Annotated in this window: 3 protein-coding genes; all 3 read right to left on the reverse strand. The window is 70.6% G+C overall.

The features are described 5' to 3' along the window. Genes ACWPXK_RS23690 through ACWPXK_RS23700 form a run of 3 tightly spaced genes read right to left on the reverse strand, consistent with a single transcriptional unit; the run spans position 1 to position 25749 of the window. A complete protein-coding gene (locus tag ACWPXK_RS23690) occupies positions 1 to 24858 on the reverse strand; it encodes a WXG100-like domain-containing protein (protein ID WP_454198383.1) in 24858 nt (8285 codons plus the stop codon). 16 nt (positions 24859 to 24874) lie between these two features. After that, entirely contained in the window at positions 24875 to 25402 is a 528-nt protein-coding gene (locus ACWPXK_RS23695) for a YbaB/EbfC family nucleoid-associated protein (RefSeq protein ID WP_454198384.1), read from the reverse strand. A gap of 20 nt (positions 25403 to 25422) precedes the next feature. Continuing rightward, entirely contained in the window at positions 25423 to 25749 is a 327-nt protein-coding gene (locus ACWPXK_RS23700) for a WXG100 family type VII secretion target (protein WP_454198385.1), read from the reverse strand. Between the last annotated feature and the right edge of the window lie 344 nt (positions 25750 to 26093).

Below are 26093 nucleotides of genomic sequence, written 5' to 3' on the forward strand. Positions count from 1 at the left end.
TCATCCGGCGAAGATGCGGGTGCGCCGGACCGGGTCGGCGAGCACGTCGCGGATCAGCAAACCGAGGTCGAAGTCGGGCGGCACCGCGGGATAGTGCACATCGCACACCACCCGGTCCGCCACGGTCAGCACCAACCGCGTGGTGCGGTTGTCCACCTGGTGCCACTGCGCGGCCACCTGCCGGTCTTCCAGATCGATCACCCGCTCGCCCGCGCGAAGAAGCAGGCGGGCGCCGTCCCGGTAGAAGACCATTGGTGTCGGCCCGAGGTCTCCGTAGACCCCGCCGACCGGCCCCACGCCGAGCGCGACGCCGCGGAGGGCTCCGGACACGGGGTCGAAGTCGGAGACTTCACCGAACCCGGCATGCGCGCGAACCAGAATCCCGCTGCTGGTAGCAGGCCCGCCATTACCGCCGTTGTCTCGCCCGTTGCCGTACGACGCACGCGGGAACGCGCGCGACGGGGCGGAACCGGACGAGGGCGAGGCCATCGGCGGCATGGCGGGCATGCCCGGCGCACCGGGTTGTCCGGGCTGGTGGGGCGCTGGCGTCGCGGGGTTGGGTGCGCCGATGTCCGGCCGCGGGGTGTGCTGGTCCACTCTTGGGGCCGAATACTCCTGAAGGCCTGCCGATTCGCGCGCCGGGTCCGGTGCGGTGTGCGTGGATGGCGAACCGCCGTTGTTTCCGGAAGTGTCGTTCGGGAGCGGTGCGGGATCGTGCGGGCCCAAGGTATCCGGCCAGGTGGGCACCACCGGCGTGCCCGAATAGGTCGGTGCCCCGGAGAAATTCGTGGAGCCGGGCCCTGCGCCGTTCGATCCGGCCGATTCGCTCGATGCCGTGGAGCCATTATGGGAGGACGAGGCCTCTGGCGGGAACGCGTGCGGCGGAGCAGGTGACTGCGGAGCCGTCGGGAGGTCCGGCACGTGCGGAAGCCGCAGTGACTCGGGCACGTACAGCGAGAACGGCGCATCCGGCGCACTCGCGTGCCCCGAGAGGTCGGGCAGGTCCGGCCCATGCGGAAGTTCCGGGGCGTCCGCCGATCCTGGTGCCGGTGGCTGGTTCGGAGCATGCGGCAACCCCGGCGGGCGCGGTACCTCCGGCGCATGCGGAAGCTCCGGCAGTTGGGGAATACCCGGAGTCTCGGGCAGGTCCGGCAACCCGGGTAGATGTGGAAGCTGCGGCGCACCCGGCAGATCCGGCAGTCGCGGCTTGTCCGGCGTATCCGGGTGCTCGGGCAGCTCCGGAAGTTCCGGCAGGCCTGGTGGTTCCGGCAACTCCGGACGCTCCGGCAACCCCGGCGGTTCCGGCAACTCCGGACGCTCCGGCAACCCCGGTGGCTGCGGCAACTCCGGACGCTCCGGCAACCCCGGCGGTTCCGGCAACTCCGGACGCTCCGGCAACCCCGGTGGCTGCGGCAACTCCGGACGCTCCGGCAAGCCTGGTGGTTCCGGCAACTCCGGACGCTCCGGCAACCCCGGTGGCTGCGGCAACTCCGGACGCTCCGGCAGGCCCGGCGGTTCCGGCAACTCCGGCTGCTCCGGCGGCTGTGGCTGTGGCTGTGGCTGTGGCTGTGGCTGTGGCTGTGGCTGTGGCGGTGGCTGTGGCTGTGGCGGTGGCTGTGGCTGTGGCTGTGGCTGTGGCTGTGGCTGTGGCTGTGGCTGTGGCTGTGGCTGTGGCTGTGGCTGTGGCTGTGGCTGTGGCTGTGGCTGTGGCTGTGGAAGCAAGGGTGGCAGGTCCTGCACCGGGATGTGCAGTGGATCCGGCATGTCGAAGTCGTAGCGCTTCGGTAGGTGCGGAATGTGCGATCGCAACGACGAACCGGGCAGGTAGGAACGGCCCGGAGTGCCCTGCGGGTTCGGCTGCGAGCCTGGTGGTTCCGCGCTGCCGTCGCCGTTCTCACCAGTGGGCCCGTCTGGCGGGTTGGGCGTACCGCCGCGCTCGGAGCGTGCGCCCGTCTCGGGGCTCTCCGACGACTGCGCGTCTGACTCCTCCGTGGGCTCGGTGTCTTCCTCGTCGGTCTGCGGCTCGTCGCGGCGGGCGCTTCCTTCGTCGGATGGGTCGGCCGAGTCGTCCCGATCCGAAGCCGATTCTCCTTCCGAGAGCTCGATCTCGGGCCCACCCCGCTCGGAAGAACCGCTCTCGGAGTCCTCCCCCGCAAGACCGACACCATCGGACGAGCTGCGTTCGTCACCGGCGACAGGCGTGTCATCCTGCCGCACCGGCGGTTCGGCGGTGGTGCCCGAGCCCGGCCGATGCGGTTGCGGACCATACGGCGCGACCGTGCCCGCACCGCCTTCTTCCGGTTCGCTATCGCCGCGGTCGGTCTCGGAGTCGGCGGGACGGTGCGGGCGCACGGATTCCTCCGGCGCATGCCGCGACCGGTCGGCGGCGCCCTGCGTTCCCTCGGGCGGCGCCACCTGCTCGACCGGTTCGCCAGCGCGCCGGGCCGCCTCCGTAGCTCCTTCGTCCTCCGCGGGCCGCGAAATAGCCTCGGCGCCTGTGATATCCGCGCCCTGGATGCCGTCGGCACGCCTGCCGGAACCACCCGGCTCGACCACCGAACCCGTGGGCTGCGCGACACCGTGCTCAGTCCCCGCGTCCGATGGCATACGGCGCGACTCCACCGAACGCTCCGGCACGCCCTCCGGCTGGTCGGCAACACCGCCGGTCGGGTCGGGCGGCGGCATCTGCTCGGCCGGTTGATCGGCGCGCGCGACGGGGTGCGTAGACGTGTCGTCCTCCGGCCGCGGAATCCCTTCGGCTGGTGCCGTGTCCGCTTCCGGAGTGGCGTTCGGACGCGGGAGCGGCGCGGTAACGGCGTCGTCCGGTGACTCGCTGCGCGGCGGATCCGCAGCGGCACGGTCGGGGGACGAAGTCTGTTGTGTGGCAGCGTCTTCGGATGACCGGTGCGGGGGCGGCTCCGTGGAACCATCAGGGGCCGAATCCTCGTCCGGCATTGCCGAACGTGAGGGTTCGGGGCGTTGGTCCGCACGCGACGCCCCATCTTCTGCGGGAGGAAGCGCGCTCGGCGGAGTGTCAGGACGGGGCTCTGGGCCGGGCGGGAGCTCCGGTGCGTCCGCGCGGGGCGGGAGTTGACGGTCCGGTGTGAGCGGCGCGGGCGCGTAGGGGATTCCGGCGCGCCAGCCGGTCAGCGGTGGGCGGTTGGCGTTCCAGTCCAGGCCGATCATGATGACGTGCTGGTTGGCGTCGCGCCAGGTGGCGGTCGGGTTGGCGCGCAGGTAGTTCGACTCGGCCAAGCCGTCCTGCAGCATCAAGATGTCCTGCGGCAGTGGCTCACCCGCGATGAGCCGGTTCCATGCCTCGGCGACGTCGGCCACCGCGTCCAGCGGACGGCGGATCAGCACGCCGTCGCGCGGGTCGCGCACCAGGTGCTCGTCGCGCATCAGGTGGTTCTTGATCCGCTCGATCTCGTCGCGGATGAACTCCGGCGTGCTGTCGGCGAGCTGATCGGCCACCGGCCGGGCGAGATCCGCGAGGTCGGCCACGCCGGTGGCCTCGCGCAACACGTCCCTGATGTCGGTGACCAATTGCATCGCGTCGCCAGGCTGTTCGTCGCGCAACTGACCGGCCAAGCCTTCCGCGAGCCCGTCGACGTCGACCTCGCCTCGGGTCGCGAGCTGATGTGCGATCTGGGCGATGAGATCCCGTGCGCGCGCGGTCCGGTCGGCCTCGCGGTGCGCGGCGAGGTTGTCGGTGATCGTGTCGATGTCGCTGTCGTCGGTTCGGAAATGCTGGTACTCGCCATCGGCCCACTCCTGCACCCGCGCCCAGTTCTGCTGCGCCTCGCGCTGTTTGCGCAGGAACGGCTCGGTGAGGTCGCCGCGGTCGGGCACCTCATCGCGGACGTCCCACTCCCGCGCCATCGGTTGCACGTCGGGGCGCGGCGCCCGGAACCACGGATGGCCCTTGAAGCCAGGGCGGATCCGTCCGGGATGGTCCTTGTCGCTGAACCAGGTGAACCCGGACAGCTTCGCCGACTCCAGGATGATCCGCATCGTGTTGTAGAAGACGTCGGCGAATGGCAGCTCATAGGTTGGCATGCCCGGGTCGAGCGGCTTGCCACCCGGAATGACCGGCAGCAAGTCCGCGTTGATGCCGGGCCCATTGTCGACGAACGGATCGACCATGGCTGCCTGGAACGGATCGACCGCCCACCCGCTGACGCCCTCGGGCAGATCGCGCGGGGAAAACTTCTTCGGCACGGTCCCCGAATGCCCGCGCTGCTCCCAGCCGGGCCGGTCCGGGTTCACCGGATGCCATTCGCCCTCGGCGTCCTGCCAGCGGGTCAGGTGGATGCCGGGGTCGCCGTCGCGCCACCGCGAGGTGACGAATTCCCGGCGCGGCGGCGCCAGATCCTCGGTGTGCCGGTCCCCTTCGCGGTCGGCGATGATCTGCCGGTATTCGATGGTCGTCTCCGGCCGGGTGAACGCCTGCGCGAGCCCGGCGTCGCGCTGCAACGCGTCGTGCAGCGCCGCGTCGTGATCGGCGCGCGGACTGTCCAGCGCGCCACGCGGGCCGACAACGATGATGCGCGGCCGCTCTCCGTCGACGATGCCGACGCGATCGGTGATGCGGCGCGCGCCCGCCTCGGCCAAGACGTCCCGGAAGGCGCCGCCCAGCTCGGCGATGCGGTCCTGGAGCCTGCCGATCTCGTTCTCGGCCCGGTTGACCCGTTCGGCCGCCTCGCGCAGCAACTCCAGGTTCCTGGCCCGTTCGGCCACCTCATCGGCGCGAATGGTGCGACCGGCCACCTCGTCGAGCGTGTCGGCCAGGTCATGCGGGCCCAGCCGGTCCGGATCGACGCGCAGGCGGGCGGCGATGTCGTCGCGCATCACCCGCCACGGTTTGATGCCGAGCACCAGGTCGGCGCGTTCGCGTCCGAGCCGGTCGAGTTCGGCGGCGACCTCCGCGGACGGCAACGGCTGTTGCCGCGCGAGGTCGGCACGCAGGGCGTCGATGCGTCGATCCAGTTCCGCGAGAGCGGCGTCCGGGTCGGCGAACTTGTCCTTGGCGTTCTTGATCTCGGCGCGTTCGGCGATCAGTCGTTCCAGCTCGGCCACGGTCTCCGGGTCCGGAGGCCGATGCGGACCCGCGCCGGCCGCTTCCAGTCGCGCGATGCGCTGATCCAGTTCCGCCAGCCGCTGGTCCGCCTCGTTGAACCGCTCCGCGGCGTCCTGGAGTTTGAAGATCGCCGCCAAGCGTTGCGCGCGCTCCGCCTCGCCGACCACTTCCGGAATCTGCGTGTCGGTTTCGTCACCGAAACCGGCGACGTCCCGGACGCCGACCAGGTCCGCGGTCAGCTCCTCGATCATCGCGGTCAAGTTGTCCTGGTTCAGCGCCTCGTCCGGGTCGTGGATCGTGCGGCCGGGGGTGTCGAATCGAGAGAACCGGTCATCGCGCTTCGCCCGCCAGAACTCGCGTTCCGAAGCCAAGGCGGCACGCTCACGCAGCAACGCGTGGTAGACGCCGTCGGGTGTTCCCGCCAGATACGCCGCCTCGATCTGCTCGTCCAGCGCGGCGACGCGCTCGTCCGCCTCGTTGCACGCCCTGGCCGCGTCTTCCAGGGCATCGATGGCCGCGTGCCTGCGCGTCATATCGTCGACCCGCATCGTCTTGCCGCGCAGTTCCGCCAACGTCGCGTCGAGCCGCTCGGGGGTGAGGTCGGTCCCGGGGTCGACCGGCAACAGTTCGGCGCGCTGATCACGCAGGGCGCGCAGTTCCTCGCTGCGCGCCACCGCTTCCGCACGCTCGGCACGCAGGCGTTCGAGTTCGGCCCGCGCCTCGGGCGTGATCTGATCGGTGCGGGTGTCTTCCGGCGCGGAGGGCTGACCTGCGGGCGAGCGATCCGTTTCGGTCGGCCGCTGATCTTCGGTTGCGGCACGTTGCTGTTCGCCGCCGGGCTCACCCGCGGTGCGCGGCTGTCCGGACTGCGGCCGGGGCGCACGCGACTCGCCCTGTGCGGGGCCGGAACCGGGCGTGTCGGGTGCGGGCCGCGCGGGCGATCCCCCCTCCTCGGGCGGCCGGATCGTGGTGACGTGTACGCCGTTCTCGTCCACCGTGACGAGGCGGAAGTCGACGCGCACACCCTGATCGGCCAGTTGCCGCCTGGTCTCCGGCGCCAGCACTGGATCCGGCTCGGCCAACGGCGACGCCACCACCACCCGCTGCCCGTCCGGCAGCACACCGACGCCCTCGGCGACCAGCCGCGCGCCCTCGGCGGCGAGCACGTCGCGAGCGGCGAGGATCCCGGCCTCGGTCCTGGCGTTGTTCTCCTCGGCGACCGCTTGGTGGAGCCTGTTCAGGTCCGATCGGATGGCGCGGACGGCAGACGTGAGATCGGCGACGCGCCGCTCGGCCGCGCGAAGATCGTCGAAGTACTGCACCATCTCCTCGCGCGGCACGTGCTCGCGGTTGCGCAGGGCCTCCGCGCGCCCGATCTCCGCCTGCATCAGCGTGTCGACAGCACGCGAGATCTCGTGCGGCGTCATCCCTTCCGGATGCAAACCGAGCAGACGCGCGCGTTCGGTGATGCTTCGATCAACCGCCGCTCGGGCGGCCGCGGCGTCGGCAATCCGCTGCTGCAGCTGTGGCAGCGCGTTGCGCAGTTCCGGCGTGACGGGTTGGTGCGAGCGCGCCGGTCCGTCCGGCCGCCATCCACTCGGATCGGGCTCACCGGGCTCGGGCTGCGCCGCGCTCGGCGGCTCATGCGGTGGATGCTGCGATCCGCCCGCACCATGCGGCTCCGGCTCCGCCTTCTGCTCCGCGCCCTCGGGCGGCCACACCCGGACGTCACCGGGCTCGCCATTGTCCCGAGACGCCGAATCCCGCTGCCGCGCGGAAGGTTCCTCGGCGTTCCAAGCGGGGTCCGGCGCAGGTTGCGCGGTCGTGGGCGATTCCGCGGGTGTCGCGCCCTCGCTCTCAGAGGAATCCGCGCGCGGCGCGACCGGTTCACCGGGTCGTCCGGAGCCGGGCGGCTCGGTGGGGCCTTCATTGTCCCCAGGAGCGGGTTCCGGCGCCCTCTGCGGGCCGGGTTCCGTTGTGGCGCCGCGTCGTTCGGCGGGTTCCGCGCCCGAGGATTCCGGTAGACCCGCCATATCCCGCAGCCAGGCGGCGCGCTCGGCGCCCATGCGGGCCTCCCACTCGGCCTGTTCGGCCTGCAAACGCGCCCAGCTGTCCTCCGGATCGCGGTCGGACAGACCGCGCAGCCACTCGGCGCGCTCGGCGTCCATGCGCGCTTCCCATTCGGCCTGCTCGACACGCATCCGCTCGAACCAGTCGTCCGGGCTGTCCGGACGGATCGGGAGGTCCGAACCCTCGTCGGCCCGCGACGAGCCGTCCGGACGGCCGGCGGACGATTCCGCCTCGGAGACCCCTGGTTCGGGCTCGGCGGTCCGTCGCGCGGCGGCGAGATCACGCAGCTCCTGCACCCGCTGCTGCGCCACGCGAGCCGCCATATCGGCATTCTCCGCGCGCATGCGGGCGGCGAACTGCCGCATCTCGTCGACGATCGTCGCGTCCGGCGGCAACGGCTGCTCGGCCATCTCGTGCAGCCACGCCGCGTGCTCGGCCGCCATCCTGGCGTTCCATTCGGCTTGCTCGATCTGCATGCGGAGGAACCAGTCCGAGGGTTCACCGGGCAACTCGGGTCCCGACGGTCCATCCTCGGGCGGGGGCGCTGGCGTCGGCGGCCCGCCGGGCGGCTTCTGCGCTCCACCACCCGCGTTCGCCTCAGGGCCCTCAACGGAACCCGACGGCTCCTGCGTCTCGCCGGGTTCCGGCGACGGCACCCGCGCCTTCCCGGACTCACCGCTCGCACGCTCCGGGTCGCCGGACACATCCTCCCGACGACCGGTCGCGGACTGAGGCGGTTCATCCGGCCCGGTCAGCCGCCCGGACGAAGGGGCGGGCGCATCCGTGGCTTCCGGCTGTACCGGAGTTCGCCGCGACTCCGGCGGCCACACGCGCACATCACCCGGCTGGCCCGCCGAACGCGCCAGGTCCTCGGACGCGTCATCCCGACGACTGGTCGAAGACTCGGGCAGCACACCCGGCTCGGTCTCGCCGGTCGCGGACTCGGGCGCCTGGTCCGGACGAATCGCCGGGGGTTCGTGCGGCGCAGTCTCGCGTCGACCCGTCGCCGGGTCCGGCGATTCGGCCGCATTCGGATCGGCGGGTTCCGGACGTCTGGTCCCGCCGGAACTCGGTGTGTCCGGTGGCGGTGGAAGTGCGGCAGGTCGCGGTCCGTCGGGCGGCGGCAGTTCGGGGCCGTCCGTTCCCGAGGTGGGCGGCAGCCAGGCGGGATTCGGCGCGACCGGGTGAACGGCGTACGGAATGCCCGCGCGCCATCCGGTGAGCGGCGGCCGGGCCGCGTCCCAGTGGTACCCGAGGCCGATGGCGTGCATATTCGCCTCGCGCCAGCCCGCACTCGGGTTGGCGCGCAGGAACTCCGACTCGGCCAAGGCGTCTTGCAGCAGCACCAGGTCTTGCGGCAGCGGCTCGCCCGCCATGAGGCGATTCCACGCCTCGGCAACATCGGCGAGCCGGTCCATCGGCCGGCGCACGTACGCGCCGTTGGGGTCGGTGTAATCGCGCACCCGATGCTCGTCCACCATGAGGTGGTTCTTGATCTGCTCGAGCTGGTCGCGCGTGAACACCGGGACGTCGTCGCGCATGTGCTCGGCGAGGACGGCCGCGATGGCGTCGGGATCGGTGCCGAAGTACAGCAGTTCGCGAATGTCCTCGATGGTGTCGCGCACCGCGTCCGGGTCGTCGGAGGCGAAGCGGTCGGCCAGCTGCCCGGCAACCCGATCGATGGCATCCTGCATGTGCAACAGCTGGGCGTCGACGTCGAGCAGCGGGTTGACGCCGCGATCCCCGGTGACCAGTTCGTCTCGGACGACGTCGACCACGTCACGCGCGGCCGCGTGCTGCCGTGCCCGCCGATGCGCCTCCAGCCCCTCGGCTATCCGGTCCACGTCGGTGCCGTCGGCCAGGAACCGGTCGTGTTCGCTGTCGGCCCATTCCTGCACGCGACGCCAGTTGGCTACGTCCGCATCCCATTCGCGCTGAAGGGATTCCGGGATCTCCACGCGATCGGCGGGGTTGCCGTGCTCGGCCGGATCCCACGGCCGATGCATCGGCTGGATATTGCGCTCCGGCGGCGCGAACCACTCGTAGTCGCGGAATACCGTGCCGAACGGCGGAATCTTCTGCAGCCAGGGCCGGGCCTGCACCCACTCGCCGATCTCCGGATGACGCTGGATCCATGCCTTCACCGCGGGGTGGTTCGGCACCAACGCCGCCATCAGGATCAGGCGCACGATGTTGTAGGAGTCGGCGCCCCAATGCTGTGCGAATACGCTCATCCCCGGCGGCACATCGGAGGTGTCGTACTGCGCCGGAGCCTGCGGCATGTGCACCGGCAGCGAGCTTTCCGGGATCTGACCCGGCGGTATGTCATCGGTGGGCAGCGTGATGTCGTTGACGACGTCCTCCATCGCCCACCCGCTCACGCCGTCCGGCAGGTCCTTCGTCTTGTACTTCTTCGGCAGGGTGCCGCCGTCCCGGTTGGTCGTCCAGGTGGGGCGGGTCGGGTCGACCGGGTGCAGGTTGCCTTCGGCGTCTCGCCAGGCGGTCATGTGCAGCCGTCTGCCGTCGTGCCAGCCGCTGCTGAGATGTTCCACCTCCGGCGGCGCCATGTCCGCCGTCCGTGCGTTGCCCTCACGGTCGGCCAGCACCTGCCGGTATTCGACCGTCGTTTCCTCGCGCACGAAAGCCTGGGCAACCGCGGCGTCGCGACGTAGCGCGTCGGCGAGGGCGCGATCGTGATCCGCGCGCGGCGCTACCGGATCGCTGCGGGGACCGAGCACGATGATCCGCGGCCGCTCGCCTTCCACGATGCCGACCCGGTCGGTCACCATCCGCCCGCCCTCGGCCTCGACGAGTCGCCGCCACACACCGGCGGCCCGCGCCATCTCGTCCTGCAACCGGCCGATCCGGTTGTGCGCCTGGTTCACATCGTCCGCGGCATCGGCCACCCCCTCGATCTGGAGCAGCCGGGCGGGCAGTTCGTCGACGTGCAGCGTGCCGTCGCGGAGTTCGTCCCGCACCTGCGCGTGCAGTTCGTCGATCGTGTCGCGCAGCCGGTCCGGGCCCAGCGCGGCCTCGTCGGGGCGGCCCGAATCGTCGACCACCCCGAGCCGGACGGCGAGGTCGTCGCGCATGCCACGCCGCGGTTTGATCCGCCGCAGCTCTTCGGCCCGCTCCCGCGCCATGCGGTCCAATTCGGCGGCGGCCTCGTCGGACGGTGGGCGGTGCCGCGCGACGCCCGCCTCCTCCAGCTCGGTGAGGCGCTGGTCCACGCGGCGGATCCGCTCGTCGAGGGTGGTGAACTCCTCGGTCGCGGCCAGCAGTTTGCGCAGGGCCTCGGTGCGCCGTTCCCGCTCCTCGGGCGTCACCGGCTTGCGCACCTGCCGGTCGGCTTCTTCGAGACCGCCGCTCACCTCGACGACGTCGGTGCGCGCGCCCGCGTGCAGCGCCTGGATCGCCTCGTCCCGCGAATCCGCGTCCCGGCGCACCCATTCGGTGGAATCGTCCACGCCGAGGTTGGCCGCGCGTTCGTTGGCCTTGGCACGGACGAACTCACGTTCGCGAACGAGGTCCTGGCGCTGCCGGAGCAACCCGTCGTATTCCTCGATCAGGCCGATCCGTGCCGCGAGTTCGCCCACCTCGGCGGCCGCGCGCTCGAATTCCGGGACGAGCATGCGGAGTTCCGCCACCAGGGCGTCGTCGCCTTCCGGCAGTAGTTTCCTGCTGGACAAGTCGGCAACGGTCGCTCGAATCCGTTCGGGGGCAAGGTCCTCTGGGTCCACCGAGGTCAGGAGGGCATCGGCGAGTTCCCTGATCCGCGCGGCCAGCTCATCGCGCCGGGCGACGGCATCGGCATGAGCGCGAACCGCCTCCTCATGTGGCGAGCCGGGCTGTCCGCCGTCGGGCTCGTCGGGTTCGGATGCGGGAGGCGCCTGCGGCTCCTCGGGGGGCTTCTTCGATCCGCCACCAGCCTCCGCTACCGGCTCGGCCGCGTCATCGGAAGCAGGGTCCGGCCGCGCGTCCCTCGGTTCGGGTGGCGGAGAGTCGTCCGGCGGGACAGCCATGTCGTCGGAGTCGGTGCGTGGGGTCCCGGTTCCGTGGCGCGGTGTCCCGTGCTCCTCCAGCGCGCGTAACAACGCGGCATTGAGGACCTTCGCGGGCTCGGAAGCGTTGTCGCCGTTCAGTTCTACGTCGGCGAATCCTTCGGGCAATGCCTCCGAGTTGTAGAGGGCGTCGCGCGCGTCGAAGCACAGCCTCGGCATCTGGCGCAGCCACTCGTCGTAGCCCTCGGGCGTCGGGTTCTCGTGCGTCGCGGTGTAACGCCGCACCAGCTCCGAGTCGACGCGGAATCGGGTCAGCGGCGAACCCGAGGTGTCCATGGCGTGGCCGACCTCGTGGACGATGATGCTGTAGACGGGCCTGCGGTTGTAGGCCGGATTGAACCGCCCGTCTTCGACATTGAGCGCGACGGAACGGCGCAGCTTCGCCGGATCCGTCGCGAGTGTTTCATTGAGGATGATGGACTCGGCATACGGCGGTCGACCGTCGGCCGGCCGGTGGATCGAGACGGTCTTCGCGAAGATTCCGTCCTCCAGCGGCTCGACCCGCACGCTGTCCAGGTGGATCTGTGGGAAGCGGATCAGGCGTTCATCGATCGCCCTGGCGAATTCTCTGAGGACGTCGACATCGACTCTGGGATTGTCGAACCCGATGACCTGAAGCCCATGCCGCTGTTCCAGCGTTCGCTGGATCTCGGCGGCGTCCATCCGCGACCATTCGTCGTCGAATACGGGCTGCTCGTCGGGCGTGTCGAGGGCGTCGTCGCGGTGTGGACCGTCGTCACCTGCCTGCGGTGGTTCCTGAATGCCGCCCGGGTCAGCGGAATCCGGCCGCGGGGCGATACCGAGACCATCCGGCGGCAAGCCCGCGGCGCGGCGCACCAGGTCGTAGATCAGCCGGGCGGGCTCGCTGGCGTTCGCGCCGCGCAGCACCACATCACGGAATGCCTCGGGCACCGCCTCCTTCGGGTCGAGGACACCGTGCTGGTCGAAGCTGTAGCCGCTGAGCCGGCGCAACCACGCCTGGTAACCCTCGACCGTCGCCGGATCGTGGTTCGTGGTGTAGTGCCGCAGCAGCGCGTCATCGACCACGTCGTGGACCGCCCGATCGCCCGCGTGATCCATCGCGTGCCCGTACTCGTGCACGAACACGCTGTAGATCGGGCGGTCGAGGACACTAGGGTCGAAGCGACCGCGGCCTACGTTGCGTTGCAAGCGATCCCGGAACGCGCCGGGGTCGGACAGATCCCGGTCGCTGAGCACGATCGAGTCGGTGTACGTCCGGCCGGTCGCCGGATCGATGGCCGAATACGCCCGCCCCGCGACCCAGCCGCGCAGTGGCCCGATACCGACCCGGCGCAGATCGACATCCGGATGAGCCGTGCGCATATCCATGACTGCCCTGGCGTATTCGCGCACGGCTTCCGGATCCAGGCCGGGCCGGTCGAATCCGAACGTCTCCATACCCGTCAGCTCCGACAGGCGTTCGCCGACCTGCTCCGGATCGAGTCGCGACCACTCGTCCCGGATAGGTGCGTCGGTCCGGTCCGGCACATGGCCCGTGCCCTCGTCGTCGACCGCCATCTCATCCGGCCGGTTCGGGTTCGTTTCCCCCTCGGTGGCCGGGTTCCTGTCCGGCAAAGCAGGCTTCGCCTCCGTCCGGGCCGACCCGGCGTCGTCATCCTGGCGTGATCCGAACGGCAGCCGATCCGAGATCCGGCCGAGCAAACCACGCGGCGCACCGCTCAGGTCCGCCGAACCATCTTGCAGTAATCGGCCGATCCGGTCCGTGAGCCGTTCCGGGCTTCGGTCCGACCAGCCCTGGAAGTGACGAGCCAGCACATCGGAGATCGAGCCGGAACCCATCGGCGGCGGCACCCGCCACCCGCCGTTACCGTCGCTGAGGAGCTCGATCGGCAGGGAATCCCCGCGGACCCTGACGTGGCCGACCCTGAACCGCGTGTCATACCGTTGCGCGGACCCCCCGCCGATCTGCCGCGGCAGCTGACGGGTGTACAACCGATGCGCGACTTCCGCGGGATGCGGTGGCCCGAGAGACGGATCGGCCTGGAACGCACGATGTCCGACCGCGGTGAAATTCTCGCGAAGCCTGCCCGCCGCGCGCCAGGACTTCAATGTCGGGCGGGCATCCCGCTCATCCGCCTTGGTATAGAAGGCATCCCCGTCGAGCTGTTGGAGCCATGCGTCATAGCCGAGGGAGGTCAGGCCTTCGGCGCGGTAGCGCAGGTAATGCGCGAGCATGTGCGAGACCGCCTCGTCCCGGTCCGGACGGCGCTGCGGTCCCTCGGCCTCGCGCGCGTCGATCGCCTCCGTCACGAGCTCACCGTCAGGTCCGCGGGACACCTGCCGGTAGTCGAGCCAGTGCGTGCCGTCCCACAGCACAGTGCTGTACTCCGGCCGGTTCGCCGCCAGCTCGCGCAAGGCGTCCATGTGCCGTCCCTCGGCTGCCACGACGACCAATCGGGGTACTCTGCCCCAACCCTCCTGGCGCGGATAGGCCAAGACGTGGTCGGTCAGCGGCTCACCGCCGGGTTCGAGGCGCAGCTGCCCTTCGACGGCACGGCGAACGAGGTCGGTGGCGTCGGCCTCCGACAACTGGGACCTCGTGTCGGCCGGTTCGCGAATCGGGGCGCTGTCCGAGACGTTCGGCTCCGGGCGGGGATTCGCCCACCGGATGCCGTCGTTGTCGACCGAACGCGCGACATCGAAGGCGATCTCGGCCGTCTCCAAGCCGACCTTATCGATGTGGCGCCGAAGCGCCGCACGCCCGGCCTCGTAGGCGACCCGTTCCGGTGGCGGCGCGTCGGCCGAACGCGCGGCGGCCCGGCTCGCCTTGCGATACGCCTTGTCGTAGGCATCGGCGTAAACACGTTCCGCGGGACTGATCGGGACGAACCTGCCCGACTCGCGCAGCATCCGGAAGGCCTCGATATCCAGCGCGTAGTCCCGGCTGCGCTGGTCCCGCATCGCAGGGGTGTCGCCGCGCGGAGCCCGCGGCGCATCGGACCACGTCACGGCGTCCGTGCCCGGACTGATGCCATGGGCCCGGTCCCACTCCGTCCCGTACCGCTGGGCGTAGTCGAGGCCGTCCACGAGCGGGCCGAGATCGCTCAAGCGAGCGCGCACCGCGCGGACACCGGCACGGTGCGCCGCCGCGTTGAGCCACTCCCCGGCGATGATGAACCGATTGCCGTAACGCCGCCTGCGGTAGACGTCGCTCGCCGTCTCCACCCCCCGCTCGTGCGCGGCCACATACTCCCTCGCCAACGGATCCGCCAGAGATCCGATGGCGCCGGTCGTATCCCGCAGCTGCCTGCTGAAGGCGAACCCGGCGGCGTGTGCCTCGGCCTGGCGGTCCAGCATCAGGACCACGTATTCGTCGCGCGACAGGGTGAACCGCTCCAGCGGGTGGCCCTCGGTCACGCTCAGCTGATCGGCCAGTACGGCCGCGCGGACCAGGGCCACCGCTTGCTGACGTGGATTGTCGGAGAGGTCCAGCACCACGGTGTTCGAGACCGGGTCGTAGCCCGCGACTCGGCCCAGTTCGAACCGGCCACCGTCGTCTCGCCGGGCGCGTGCCTCCGGCTCGGTGCTGTATCGGATGCGCACCCCATGCCGCTCCAGCGCGTCGGCTGCCCAGCGACCGAAATCGTTGGAACCGAGCAGTTCCCGGGTCCGCGTGAGCGCGTCGTCCGCTCGATCGGCGACCGCCGTCAGGTTGCCCGGCAGATCCGCTTCGGGTGGCGGCGCGACGTCGTCCGGTCCATCGGATCGCACCGGCTCCGCACCGTCACGAGACACGAAGAGGACCCCGGATTCGTCCAGGTGGATCCGGACAGGTCCGACCGGCGCGGCATCGGTGCCGGTCGGCGCGGGCGTGTCGCGCTGAACGGCTGTGGAGATCGCGTCGATGATCCGGGTGCGCTCGGTTTCGGCCTGGGCATGCCGCTCGGCCAGATCGACCAGCAACCGCATATCGGCATCGGAGTTCCTGAAGACGACGAACCGGGAGCGATCCATCAGCAAGTCGAGCACGGCCTGCCGGTCCGGTCCGATCAGGTCGTCCGGAACGCCGAACGCACCTTGCAGGCGCCGCACGAGTCGATCCCATTCGGCATCGATCCGCGTCATCTCCCGCAGGAGAGCCGCGTGCTCGCGCACCAATTGCTGCAGCGTCCGAGCAGATTCCGGTGACGACGGGACATGCTCGTGCATGCCGTCCGGCGCGGTGCTGCGATGCTGGGCATCCCATTCCCGGCCCGCCACATCGCGGTGGCTGTGCCCCGCGGCCGGGTAGTCCGGCGAATCGAACAGTTCGCTCGCCAGCAGGTCCGCCACACCGGCTTCGCGACCGATACGCCGCAGCTGATCGGCGTCGATGCTCGGATCTTGCCGGCGGGCAGCGGCGACCGCCGCGTCGTAGGCATCGAGATACGTGGTTTCCAGCGCCCGGCGGTACGCCACTTCCGTCACGTCATGCAATGGCCCGGGTGTCGGATCGTAGCCCGCCGCGCGCAGTTCCCGGTTGAACTCGGCCTCGCGACCCAACGCGGCAGCCTCCGCACGCAGATACGCCGCGACATGATCCGCGCGATCCATTGCCCGGATCCCCGCCGGTGTCACCTCGATTCGACCGGCGAGCACCGCCTCGGCCAGCACCGCCGCCCGCACCACCGCTGCGGCCTGAGCCAACTGGCTCCGGTCCCGAGTCCCGACGACGACATCCATCGTCCTGCCGTTGAACGAATCCGGTCGCACCGCGCCGTCGCCGGATTCGCCGAACCGAACCGCCGCCCCGGCCTCCCGCAATGTCGCCGCCGCCCCGCGGCCGACCTCGGTCTGGTCGAGTACCTGCCAGACCTGCGCCGCGTCCTGGTCCGGCGGCCTGCTCAGCCAGCCGACCGGATCAGGTTGCCGCTCGGGTGGTTCCACCGCCATGTCGTCGGAGTCGGAAGACCGGTCGCGTGGCACATCGCGATTCGGATCGGTGCGCGCCTCCTGGACCAGCAAGTCGTGCAGGACCCGCGCCGGTTCGCTTGCCCGGTCGCCGTTGAACTCGACATCGAGGAACGCGTCCGCCATCGCTTCCGGGGAGAAGAAATCGCCCCGCTTGAAGCTGTAGCCGGTGAGCTGATTCAGCCACACGCTGTATTCGTCGGGATCCACCCGGGCGCGGGTCGCGGCGTAGTGCTCCAGCAGCGCGTCCTCGGCGCGGCTGCGTGCTCGCATGCCGCCCGCGTAGTCGAGCGCGTGGCCGAGTTCGTGCAGGATCGTCGTGTAGACCGGACGCGCGGAAACACCCGGCACGGTGAAGAAGAAGTGTTCGCTGCGGCGCTTGGTCTCGCGGAACGCCTCCGGATCGCCCGCGACGTCTTCGTTCAACGTGATCGATTCGGTGTGGTACCGGTAGATGTCGTTCGGGTCGACCACCCAGACGGCGCGGCCGGAGATCCTTCCGCCCCCGTGAGTGTGCCCTTCGATCGGGGCGATCCGCAGGCTGCGCAGGTCGATCTCCGGATACTTGGTCAGCATCTCGTCGACTGCTCGCGCGAATTCCCGCTTCGCCGCGATGTCGACGGTGTCGCGATCGAAGCCGATCACGTCGAGGCCGTGGCGCTCTTCGAGAGTCTGCCGGATCTCGGCGGCGTCCATCCGCGACCATTCGTCGTCGGGTTCGGACGGGTGATCGGCGGGCGTGGAATCGAGCTGGTCGTGGTCGGCTGCGCGCTGTACCGGATCGTCCTGTGCCAGGCGGCGGCCGGTGTCGAAGGCATCCGTCCGGCCCGGCGACCCGGCCGGATCGGCGGGGGTGAGCCCGGCAGACCGCAGCAGCAGGTCGTTGAGCACCCGCGCGGGCTCACTGGCGTTGTCGCCGTTCAGGTAGACATCACGGAAGGCCTCGGGCAGCGCCTCGTGCGGGCGCAGCTGGCCGTTGTCGTCGAAGCTGTAGCCGCTGAGCTGTCGCAGCCACTGCTCGTACCCGGCGACCGTCGCGGGGTCGTGCGTGGTCATGTAGTGCTGCAGCAGCACGTCGTCCGCGGCGTCCCGGGCGCCGCGCTGGCCCTCGCCGTCGATCGCGTGACCGTATTCGTGCACGAAGACGCTGTAAATCGGGCGGTGCAGCACGCCGTCGCCGAAGCGGCCCTTGGCGACGTTGGACTCCAGCCGCGCCCGGAACGCGGCGACGTCCGACATGTCCCTGGTGCTGATCACGATCTTCTCGGTGAAACGCCTGCCGGTCGCCGGATCGATCGCGGAGTAGGCACGGCCCGCGACCCAGCCGTTCAGGTCGCCGATACCGACCGCACGCAGATCGACGTCCGGGTAGGCGGCCCGCATCGCCACCACCGCCCGCGCGTACTCCCGCGCCGCTTCCGGTTCGATGCCGGGCAGGTCGAAACCGAAGGTCTCCAGCCCGGTTCGGTTCGCCAGTTCACGCCCGACCTCCTCGGGGCCGAGCCGGGACCATTCGTCCTGGATCGGCGCCGCCTGCTGGTCGGCTGGTTCGGAACGGTCCGCGGGGCCGTCCTGCGTCGCGTCACCGGGGTGGGGTCGGGCGGGTCCGTCCTGGCCCGACGGGTCGGGCGATTCGACGGATTGCGTGTCGGGGCGCGATGTGCCAGTGGCGTCCTCCGCCACGATCCGCACTGCACGGGCGTCGGTCAAGGTGCCTTGGATCAGCACCTGGGACAGATCGCCCTCGACGTCGAAAACCGGCTTGAATCGCCAGGACGCGCCCTCCGGCGGCGCACCCGTCCGCCATTCCAGGACGATGCCGTCCCCGTGCGCGAAAATGGCCGCGGTGCTGCGGCTTCGGGTCCACGAGGTGGAGTCGCTGTCCTCGGCGCCCAGCTGCGTGATGTGGTCCTCGGCGGAGAGGTCCGCCGTCCCGCGCGGTTGGGCGATGCCCGAAAGAGCGCGTTGGTAGGCCGGATTCACCGTCCCGTCCGGGAGCAGGCGCGGAATGCCCCGATACAACGGCGTTCCGGATTCGGGCAGGTTTCCCTCGTGTAGCACGTCGCCGTCGCGGCCGGAGGATTCCGGGTCGTCGGCGATGTCCAGGTCGTCCTCGGATCGTGCCCGGTCGGGCGGCAGTTCGCGCGGATCGGCTGCACCGAGCGGCGTGGCGCCGGTTTCCGGCCGCGACCCGAACGACAGCCGATCCGCGATCCGCCCGAGCAGGCCCCGTGGCGCGCTGCGATCGTTCAGGTCGGCCGATCCGTCGCGCAGCATCCGGCCGATCCGATCGGCGAGCCGCTGCGGATCGGAATCCGCGAGGCCTTGAAACTGGCGGGCCAGCACATCGGAGATGGCACCCTCCGGGCTGGGTGGCGGCACCCACCACCCGCCATTGCCGTCGTTCTGCAGCCAGATCGACAGGTGCGCGCCGCCGACATCGACGGCTCGAATGTCGAATTGCGGTGCCGACCGCGGTGTCCGGGGCACATCGAGCGGCGGCAGCGGCACCTGCCTTGTCATCAACCGGTGCGCGACCTCGGCGGGATGCGGAGGCCCCACTGACGTATCGCCCGCGGCGAGGCGGAATCCCACCGTGACGAAGTCGTTTCGCAGCATGCCCGCGACACGTCGGCCAACCACTTCTTCGTCGCCGTGTATCCGCTGCTGATCCTCTTTGGTGTAGAACGCGTCCGGCCCCAGCTGCCGCAACCACGCGTCGAACCCGAGCGTGGTCCGGCCCTCCGCGCGGTAGCGCAGATACTGGGAGAGCAGCTCCGCGATCGCCTCCCGCTGCTCGGGCATGCGGTACTGCCCCTCGGCGACCTGCCGGGACATCGGGTGCGTTTCGACTTGGCCATCGGGGCCGGTCCGCGCCGTCCGGTATTCGAGCCGGTGGCTGTCGTCCCAGAGCACGTTGCCGTACTCCGGCCTCATCGCGGCCAGTTCACGCAACGCGTCGACGTGCGTTCCCTCCGCGGCGATGACGACCAGCAGGGGACGGCCGTCCCACTTCGGCGAGCCGTCCGGATAACGGAGGACGTGATCGCTGAGCCGCTCGCCGTCCGGGTGCCTGTCCAGATGGTCGTCGACAGCCTGTCGGACGAGGCCGGGGTGGTCACCGGGATTCGCGTCGAGCTCGGGGACCGGCTCGGAGTCCTCGGTCCGGGGACGGCCCCAGTGCGGCCCGGTGTCGGATTCCCTGTCGGCGGCGCGCACGACGTCGAACGCGACCTCGGCCGCTTCCACGCCGACCCGGTCCAGGTAGCGGCGAACCGCCGCGCGTCCCGCCTCGTGCGCGACCCGTTCGGGCGGTGGTGCCTCGGCATTGCGGGCCGCGGCCCGAGCCGCCTTCCGGTACGCCTTGTCATAGGCGTCGGTGTAGGCGCGTTCGGCAGGTCCGACCGGGACGTACCTGCCTGCCTCGCGCAGCGCGCGGAAGGTCTCGATCTCCAGTGCGTAGTGCCTGCTGCGTGCGTCCCGGATCGCTGGGGTGTCGGGTTCGGCGACGCGGGGTGCGTCGCCGCCGGGCGGTATGCCGTGCGCGCGATCCCACTCCGCCGCGAACCGCCGCGCGTAGTCCTGGCCGTCGGTCAACGGCCCGAGCTCGGTCAACTGCGCGTACGTCGCGCGGACGGCGGCGCGGTAGGCAGCCGCCTGGAAGAACGACCAATCGGCGTTCGGGTTCTTGCGATACGCCTGCTCGGCGAGTGCCAGGGCTTCCTCGTAGGCACGGATGTGATTGCGCGACAGGGGGTCGGCCATCGATCCGATCAGGTCACTGGTTTCGTTCAGCCGCCAGTTGAAGGCGTTCGCCAGCGCTTCTGCCTCCGCCTGCCTGCGCAGCATGAGGTCGACGTATTCGTCGCGGGTGAGGGTGAGACGCTCCAGCGGGTTGTCGCCGGCGGCATGCAATTCGGCCAGGCGGGCGGCGCGCACCAACGCCACGGCGTGCTGGCGTGCGGTGGCGGAGTGGTCCAGCACGACGGAGTTCGTGACCGGGTCGTAGCCCGCCACGCGGCCGAGTTCGACCCGGCCTTCGTCGGGCCGGCGGCTGCGGGCCTCCGGTTCGGTGCTGTACCGAATGTCCACACCGTGGCGTTCCAGTACGTCCGCTGCCCAACGGCCGGCCCCGCCTCCGGCGAGCAGCTCCCTGGCCCGCGCCATCGTCGAGTCGGCCAGGTCGGTGATCGTCCCGTCCGCCGGGTTCGGCTCGGGCGGCGGCGGATCGCCATCCGGGCGCACGGGATGGACACCGTCGTGGAACACGTGCAGAACACCGGAGTTGTCCCCGTGCACGCGGACCGGCCCGGCCGGCGGCTGATCCGCTGTTCGGGCGAGATCCTCGGTGACCGCCAGGGAGATCGCGTCGATGATCCGGGCGCGCTCGGCGACGGCCCGAGTGTGCCGATCGGTGAGGTCGGTCAGGACGCGCAGATCGGCTTCGGAGTTCCAGACGAAGGTGTCCCTGGACCGCTCGCGCAGCAGATCGACCACTGCGCGCCGGTCGGGGCCGAGTTCGCCTTCGGGGATGCGGTAGCCCTCCTGTAGCCGCTCGAACACGCGTTGCCAGTCCGTTTCGACCCGGAACACTTCCCGGCCGGCGGCGGCCTGCTCCCGCATGAGCCGCTCCAGCCGCCGCGCCGCCTCCTCGGTCGAGGGGACGTACTCGTCCATTCCCTCGGGAATGTCGCGGCGATGCTGCGCGTCCCATTCGCGACCGTATTCCTCCGCGCGGTCGCTGTCGGCCCGCGACAAGAGCTCCGCGATCCCGGCCTCCTGCCCGATCCGGCGCAGCGCGACCGGGTCGAGATTCCGTTGCCGCGCTTCGGCAATCGCCGCATCGGCGGCAGCCAGGTAGGCCGACTCCAATTCCCGCTGATAGACCGCGTCGGTGACGTCGCGAAGCGTCTCGGTGGTGCGGTCGTATCCGGCTTCGTGCAGTTCCCGGTTGAACTCGGCCTGGCGTCCCAGCGCGGCGGCCTCGGCACGCTGCCGCGCAGCAACGTAATCCGCCCGGTCCATATCGCGAATGCGGGAAGGCGTGACCTCGACCTGCCCGGTCAGCACCGCCTCGACGAGCGCGGCCGCTCGCACGATCGCCGCAGCCTGCGCGAGTTCGGTCCGATCCCGGGTTCCGACGAAGACCTCCATCGTGCGCCCGTTGACCGAATCGGGCGGCTCGGGTCCGTCGCCCGGGTCACCGAGCCGCACCCGCGCGCGTGCTTCCCGCAGAATCGCGGTGGCGGCCCGACCGGTCTCGGTCTGCGCCAGCACCTGCGAAACCCGTGCGACGCCGTCGTCGGGCGGACTGCTCATCCAGCGCGGAGCGGAGTCGTCAGCCGCGCCGTGGTCGGCATCCGGCCTGATCGCCTCAGGTGTGGCGGCATCCGGTTCGAGTCCAGACTCCTCCCGGGGCACACGCGCGTCCGAATCGGACTGAGGCGCATGGTCTTCCGGCGCACGTACCGCGTCCGGCGAACCTGTGCGCGAGTCGGCGTCATCGTCCGGCCGCGGCGGTGTGGAACTGTCGAGATCACGCGGCAGGCCGGAATCCGCGGTGTCCGGTCGTCTCTCCGCGGTTGGTTCCGGATGAGGCTCGGCACGACGGGGCACCGCCGCATCGTCGTCGCTCTGATCTGCTCGTTGCGAACCATCCCGGTGCGGCTGATCCGGCTCGCTTCCGTCGGCGCGGACCTTCTGCGGTGCCGCCTCGCCCTCCGGCCGCGCGGCGTCCGCCGCGGGTTCTGGTTCGGAGCGGGACGCCGGTTGCTGATCCCGCCGATCCTCCGAATCGCCGACCCGGCGCTCGTCCCGGTCCCCCGTCCGGTCGCCGGACCACACGGCATCGGAACCAGCGGGATGCAGCGGATTGCCCTGCGCGTCGTACAGGATCGTGGAGACGCGGCGCAGTTCCTTCGGTACGTGCGGCGGGAATCCCTCGCGGATGCCGGCGCCGGGATCGGACACCTCCACGAAGAGCTCGCCGGTCTGCGGATGCCGCCGCACCGTCAGCACGTAGGCGTGCGCGCCGACGCCGTGCTCGTCGGTCGGGCCCGCGTATTCGTCCACCACCAGGGCGCGCGCGCCCTCCTCGTTCCGCGCCAGCAGCGCGTCGGCGATCGGCTGGTGCGGCGGTTGGCCGGGCTCCGCCTCCGGGACGTCGCGGAGTGGAGCGCCTGCCGCGTCCTCCACTTCGCTCCGCGACATGCCCGCGGGACCCACCGGCTCCTCCGGCACACGGATGACGTCGCTGCCGGTGCCCTGCTGGATCTCGTCGAGCGCCAACCTGGCGCATTCTCCCCGGTTGGCCGGATCGACCTGCGGCACAGCGCGTTCGGCCGTGCCGGCCGGTTCCGCGCGGGTGGCGCTGTTCGTGTCGCTGCCGGGGTCGACCCGCGGCCCGCCACGTGACGGCTGACCCGCGACCGTGTCCGCCGAAGGCAGTGGCGGGGCGACCAGCAGACTCTCCGGTGGAATCGAGACATCCGGGTCCGGGTCCACCCGGGTTTCGGGGACGTCGACGGCGTCCGCGGACCGTGTCCGGAGCGCCTCGGAGTCGGCAACTCTGGCCTGTGTCGCTCCTTCGCGGGCAGCGGGCCCGGCGGCGCGCTCCGCCGCACCTGCGCGGCTTTCCGGCACGCCTGCCGGCCTGCGCGTCGGATCGCCGGCTCCGGTTTGCGTGCGCGGCTCACTCGTAGTGGGTGTATTCGTGCGCGTATCGGACGCCGCATGCGTCGGGGTGGCGGACGGGTTGTTCGATGTTCCGGCCGTGGCTGCCGCGGGTCCAGTGGATTGAGTGGGCGCCGATGGCGGCGCGGCGGTGGCCGGTCCCTGCGGAGTGAGCGGACCGGCGGCCATAGCGTCCATCCGCGGCACAGTGCCGTCGATGCCGATGCCGTTGACAGCGCGGGTCCCGGTGAGCTCGGGACTGTGCGCCGTCGTCGTCTCCGGGTTGCGCGTGGGAGCAACCGCATCCTGGTGGGCCGCGGTGATATTCGTGTCTTTCGGCGCGCTCGGTTGGCTCGCGCCTCGGTCGGTGTCAGCCACAGGACGCGCCGCGTTGTCGGAACTCGCCGGTTCCGATCGACTCACCGAATCGTCGGCGCCGCGCGCCTGCACGTCACCCGCGGCCAGACGATCAGGCGCGGCCTGGTCGTCCGAACGAGTGCCGTCCCCGTCATCCCGCGTGTGGGTGGCGGTGCCGTCGCCCGCTCCGCGTCCATTCGCGGTGCCGTCACCCGTCTGCCCGCTTGTGTCCCCGTCAGCGGCACGACCGTTCGTGGCGGCGTCACCCGTGGAGCTGCCGTTCGCGGCATTGCGATCGCCCACGGAATTGTCCCCGGCTACATGCCCATTCGCATCGCCCGCCCCGCGTCCATTGGCCGTCGCGTCACCAGGCCCGCGACCGTCCGCATCGCCTACACTGCGACCGTTCGCGGTCGCGTCGCCAGCCCCGCGACCGTTCGCGGTCGCGTCGCCAGCCCCCCGGCCATTTGCCGTCGCGTCACCAGCCCCCCGGCCATTTGCCGTCGCGTCACCAGCCCCGCGGCCGTTCGCATCACCAGCCCCGTTCCCGTTCGCCGAGCCGTTGCCCGCGGCGGGTCCGCCGTTCGCCGGTTCCCCGCCAGGCGCGATTCCGTTACCGGCCGCGGGAGTGAGCGCGCCATCATTACCGAAACCTGCACCATCGGGCCGGAATCCGATTCGCGGTTCCGGAATGGGGGCGTTGCCCCGCGGCGGGGTGTACCACTCCGGATGCCGGGAGCGGTAGAACATATCCGCCTGCGCGCGGCTCGCTCCGGACATCGCGCCATTGGACACACCGGCCGTGATCATCCGCGGGTCGAACTCGGTGTTCTTCGCGTTCGCGACCGCCGCGTCCCAGCCGTCCTGCGCCCAGTCGATACCGAACTGGGTGACCACGCTGGCGGCGAATCCCGCGACCGCGCCCACCCCGCCCGCGGAAGCGCCGGTGATCGCACCGCGCAACCAGGGCCGCATCTCCTGGCCGAGCTTGTTGCCGATCCATTCACCGAACGGGCTCGCCGCACCCGCGCCGGCCGCCGAGCTCACCGTGGTGACCGCGACCTGCTCCCAGTTGATCGCGTTCCGATGCCCCGCGTTCACCTGGTAGGCCTGGATACCCAGGTCCTGCATGGTGCCGATGATCGTGTCGAGGGCGAGGTGGCGCACCAGGAAGGTGGCGAGCTTCTCGCCGAGGAATCGCGAGGTCCAGTGGATGATCTTGTTCATCACGCGCTGGGCCAGCAGCCTGATCCCGATGCGTGTGAAGCCGATCGCGGCCGCCTCCACCGCGGGCGCGGTCGGCGGGAAGATCCAGGCCGCGGCGATCTCCGCCGCGAGCAGCGCCAGCGACGAGATCATCATGATCTGCGCGTATTCGATCTCGGTGCCCACTTGATGGGCGCCCTCGCCGACGTTGTCGAACGCCTCGGCCAGCTTCGCCAGCGACTGATCGCCGCTGCGCAGCTGGTCGAACAGCTTCATGGCCTCGTCGCTGCCCCGGCCGTCCGGATACGCCGCCAGGGTGGCGCTCTTGGCGGCGTCGATGTCGGCCAGGATGTCGCGCAGACCGTCCGCGGCGGTACGCCAGTCTCCGGCGAGGGCCCACATGCCGTCGGGGTCACCCGCGGGCCAGTCGGAGCCGGCCACCCATTCCAGCCACCGCAGATATCCGGGCAGCTCAGCCATGTGCGATTACCTCAGATCACCAGCTGGAATCGGTGACTCCGCGGTCCGTGGCCCCGTGGTGGTCGTAGGCCTCCACATTGCTGAATTGCATTGCGGTGCTGCCGTCCTCCGCCCCCGCGGCACGCGCCTGCCGCTCGGCCGCTTCCGGCGGCGCCGTGGACGCTTTCGGCGGTTGCGGGATCTGACTTGCGAGGTCCGGCATGTCCTCGATCAGATCCGACAGCTTCGGCAGCCGAGCCCGTCGATCGTGCAGCGGCGCCATCAACTGCTGTCCCTTGCGCGCGACATCCACGGCCGCCGCTTGCGCGGCCTCGGTGATCGCCTTGGCGATCTCCGCATAGCTCAGATCTTCGATGCCGGGCCCGAACCGCGTCTCGATGACCGTGCCGTCCGCGTTCACGAACACGGTCACCCGTTTTCCGCGCGCCGAGGCGCTGCCGACCAGCTGGGCGCGCTCCTGCTGCACCTTGGCGACGGTGCGCAGCTGCTCCTGGACATCCTCCAGCAGCGCGGCCATCTCCGCCTTGGCGAGTTCGTTCGTCATCGTCGGTGCCGTCTCGCCGATCAGCGACGGAAACCGTCGGCGTTGCGGCGGTCCTGACGCTCCAGATAGTCGGCGGTCCGGGCCTGGTTGGTGGAGAAGTTGCCGAACGTGGTCGACATGTTCGTCGCGTTCGTGGTCAGATTCTTGCGTGAGGCCTGGTAGCCGTCGTTGCCGTTGGGCCCGTTGTAGAAGTTGTCGCCTATCTTGTCGTTGCCCCACGGCGCTCCGCGACCGGCCAGTGAGGTCTGCAAAGTGGACATCACGGAGTTGATGCGGTCGCGGACGTGGCTGGTCTTCTGCGCGGCCTGCCGCAGCAGGTCGGGGTCGAGTTCGATCCTCTCCGCCATTGCGTCGCTCCTCCTGCGCTCACGCGGGGCGGGCATGCCCCCTCCGTTGGACTCGGATGCCTTCGACGATGACAGCCGAGAGCAACTCACCCGTGGCCCGGACATGAACGGAAAGTGCCACGTCAGTTACATGCGACGGCGATGTACACCTAGCGATGGGCACGTTGAATTGCGGTATGGCCGTGCGGTTTTGATGATCCCCCACCCGCCCGCCGCCTCCCCGAGCAGACATCCTCATGCGGCCGGGCGCTTCCCGCCGTCACAGGTAGGTAGCTGGAAGGTGTCCGCTGTCACGTGGCGCCGAATCGCCTACGACACAGCAACTCACCAGGGCGCTTCGCGAG

The organism is Nocardia sp. Marseille-Q1738 (assembly GCF_965283145.1).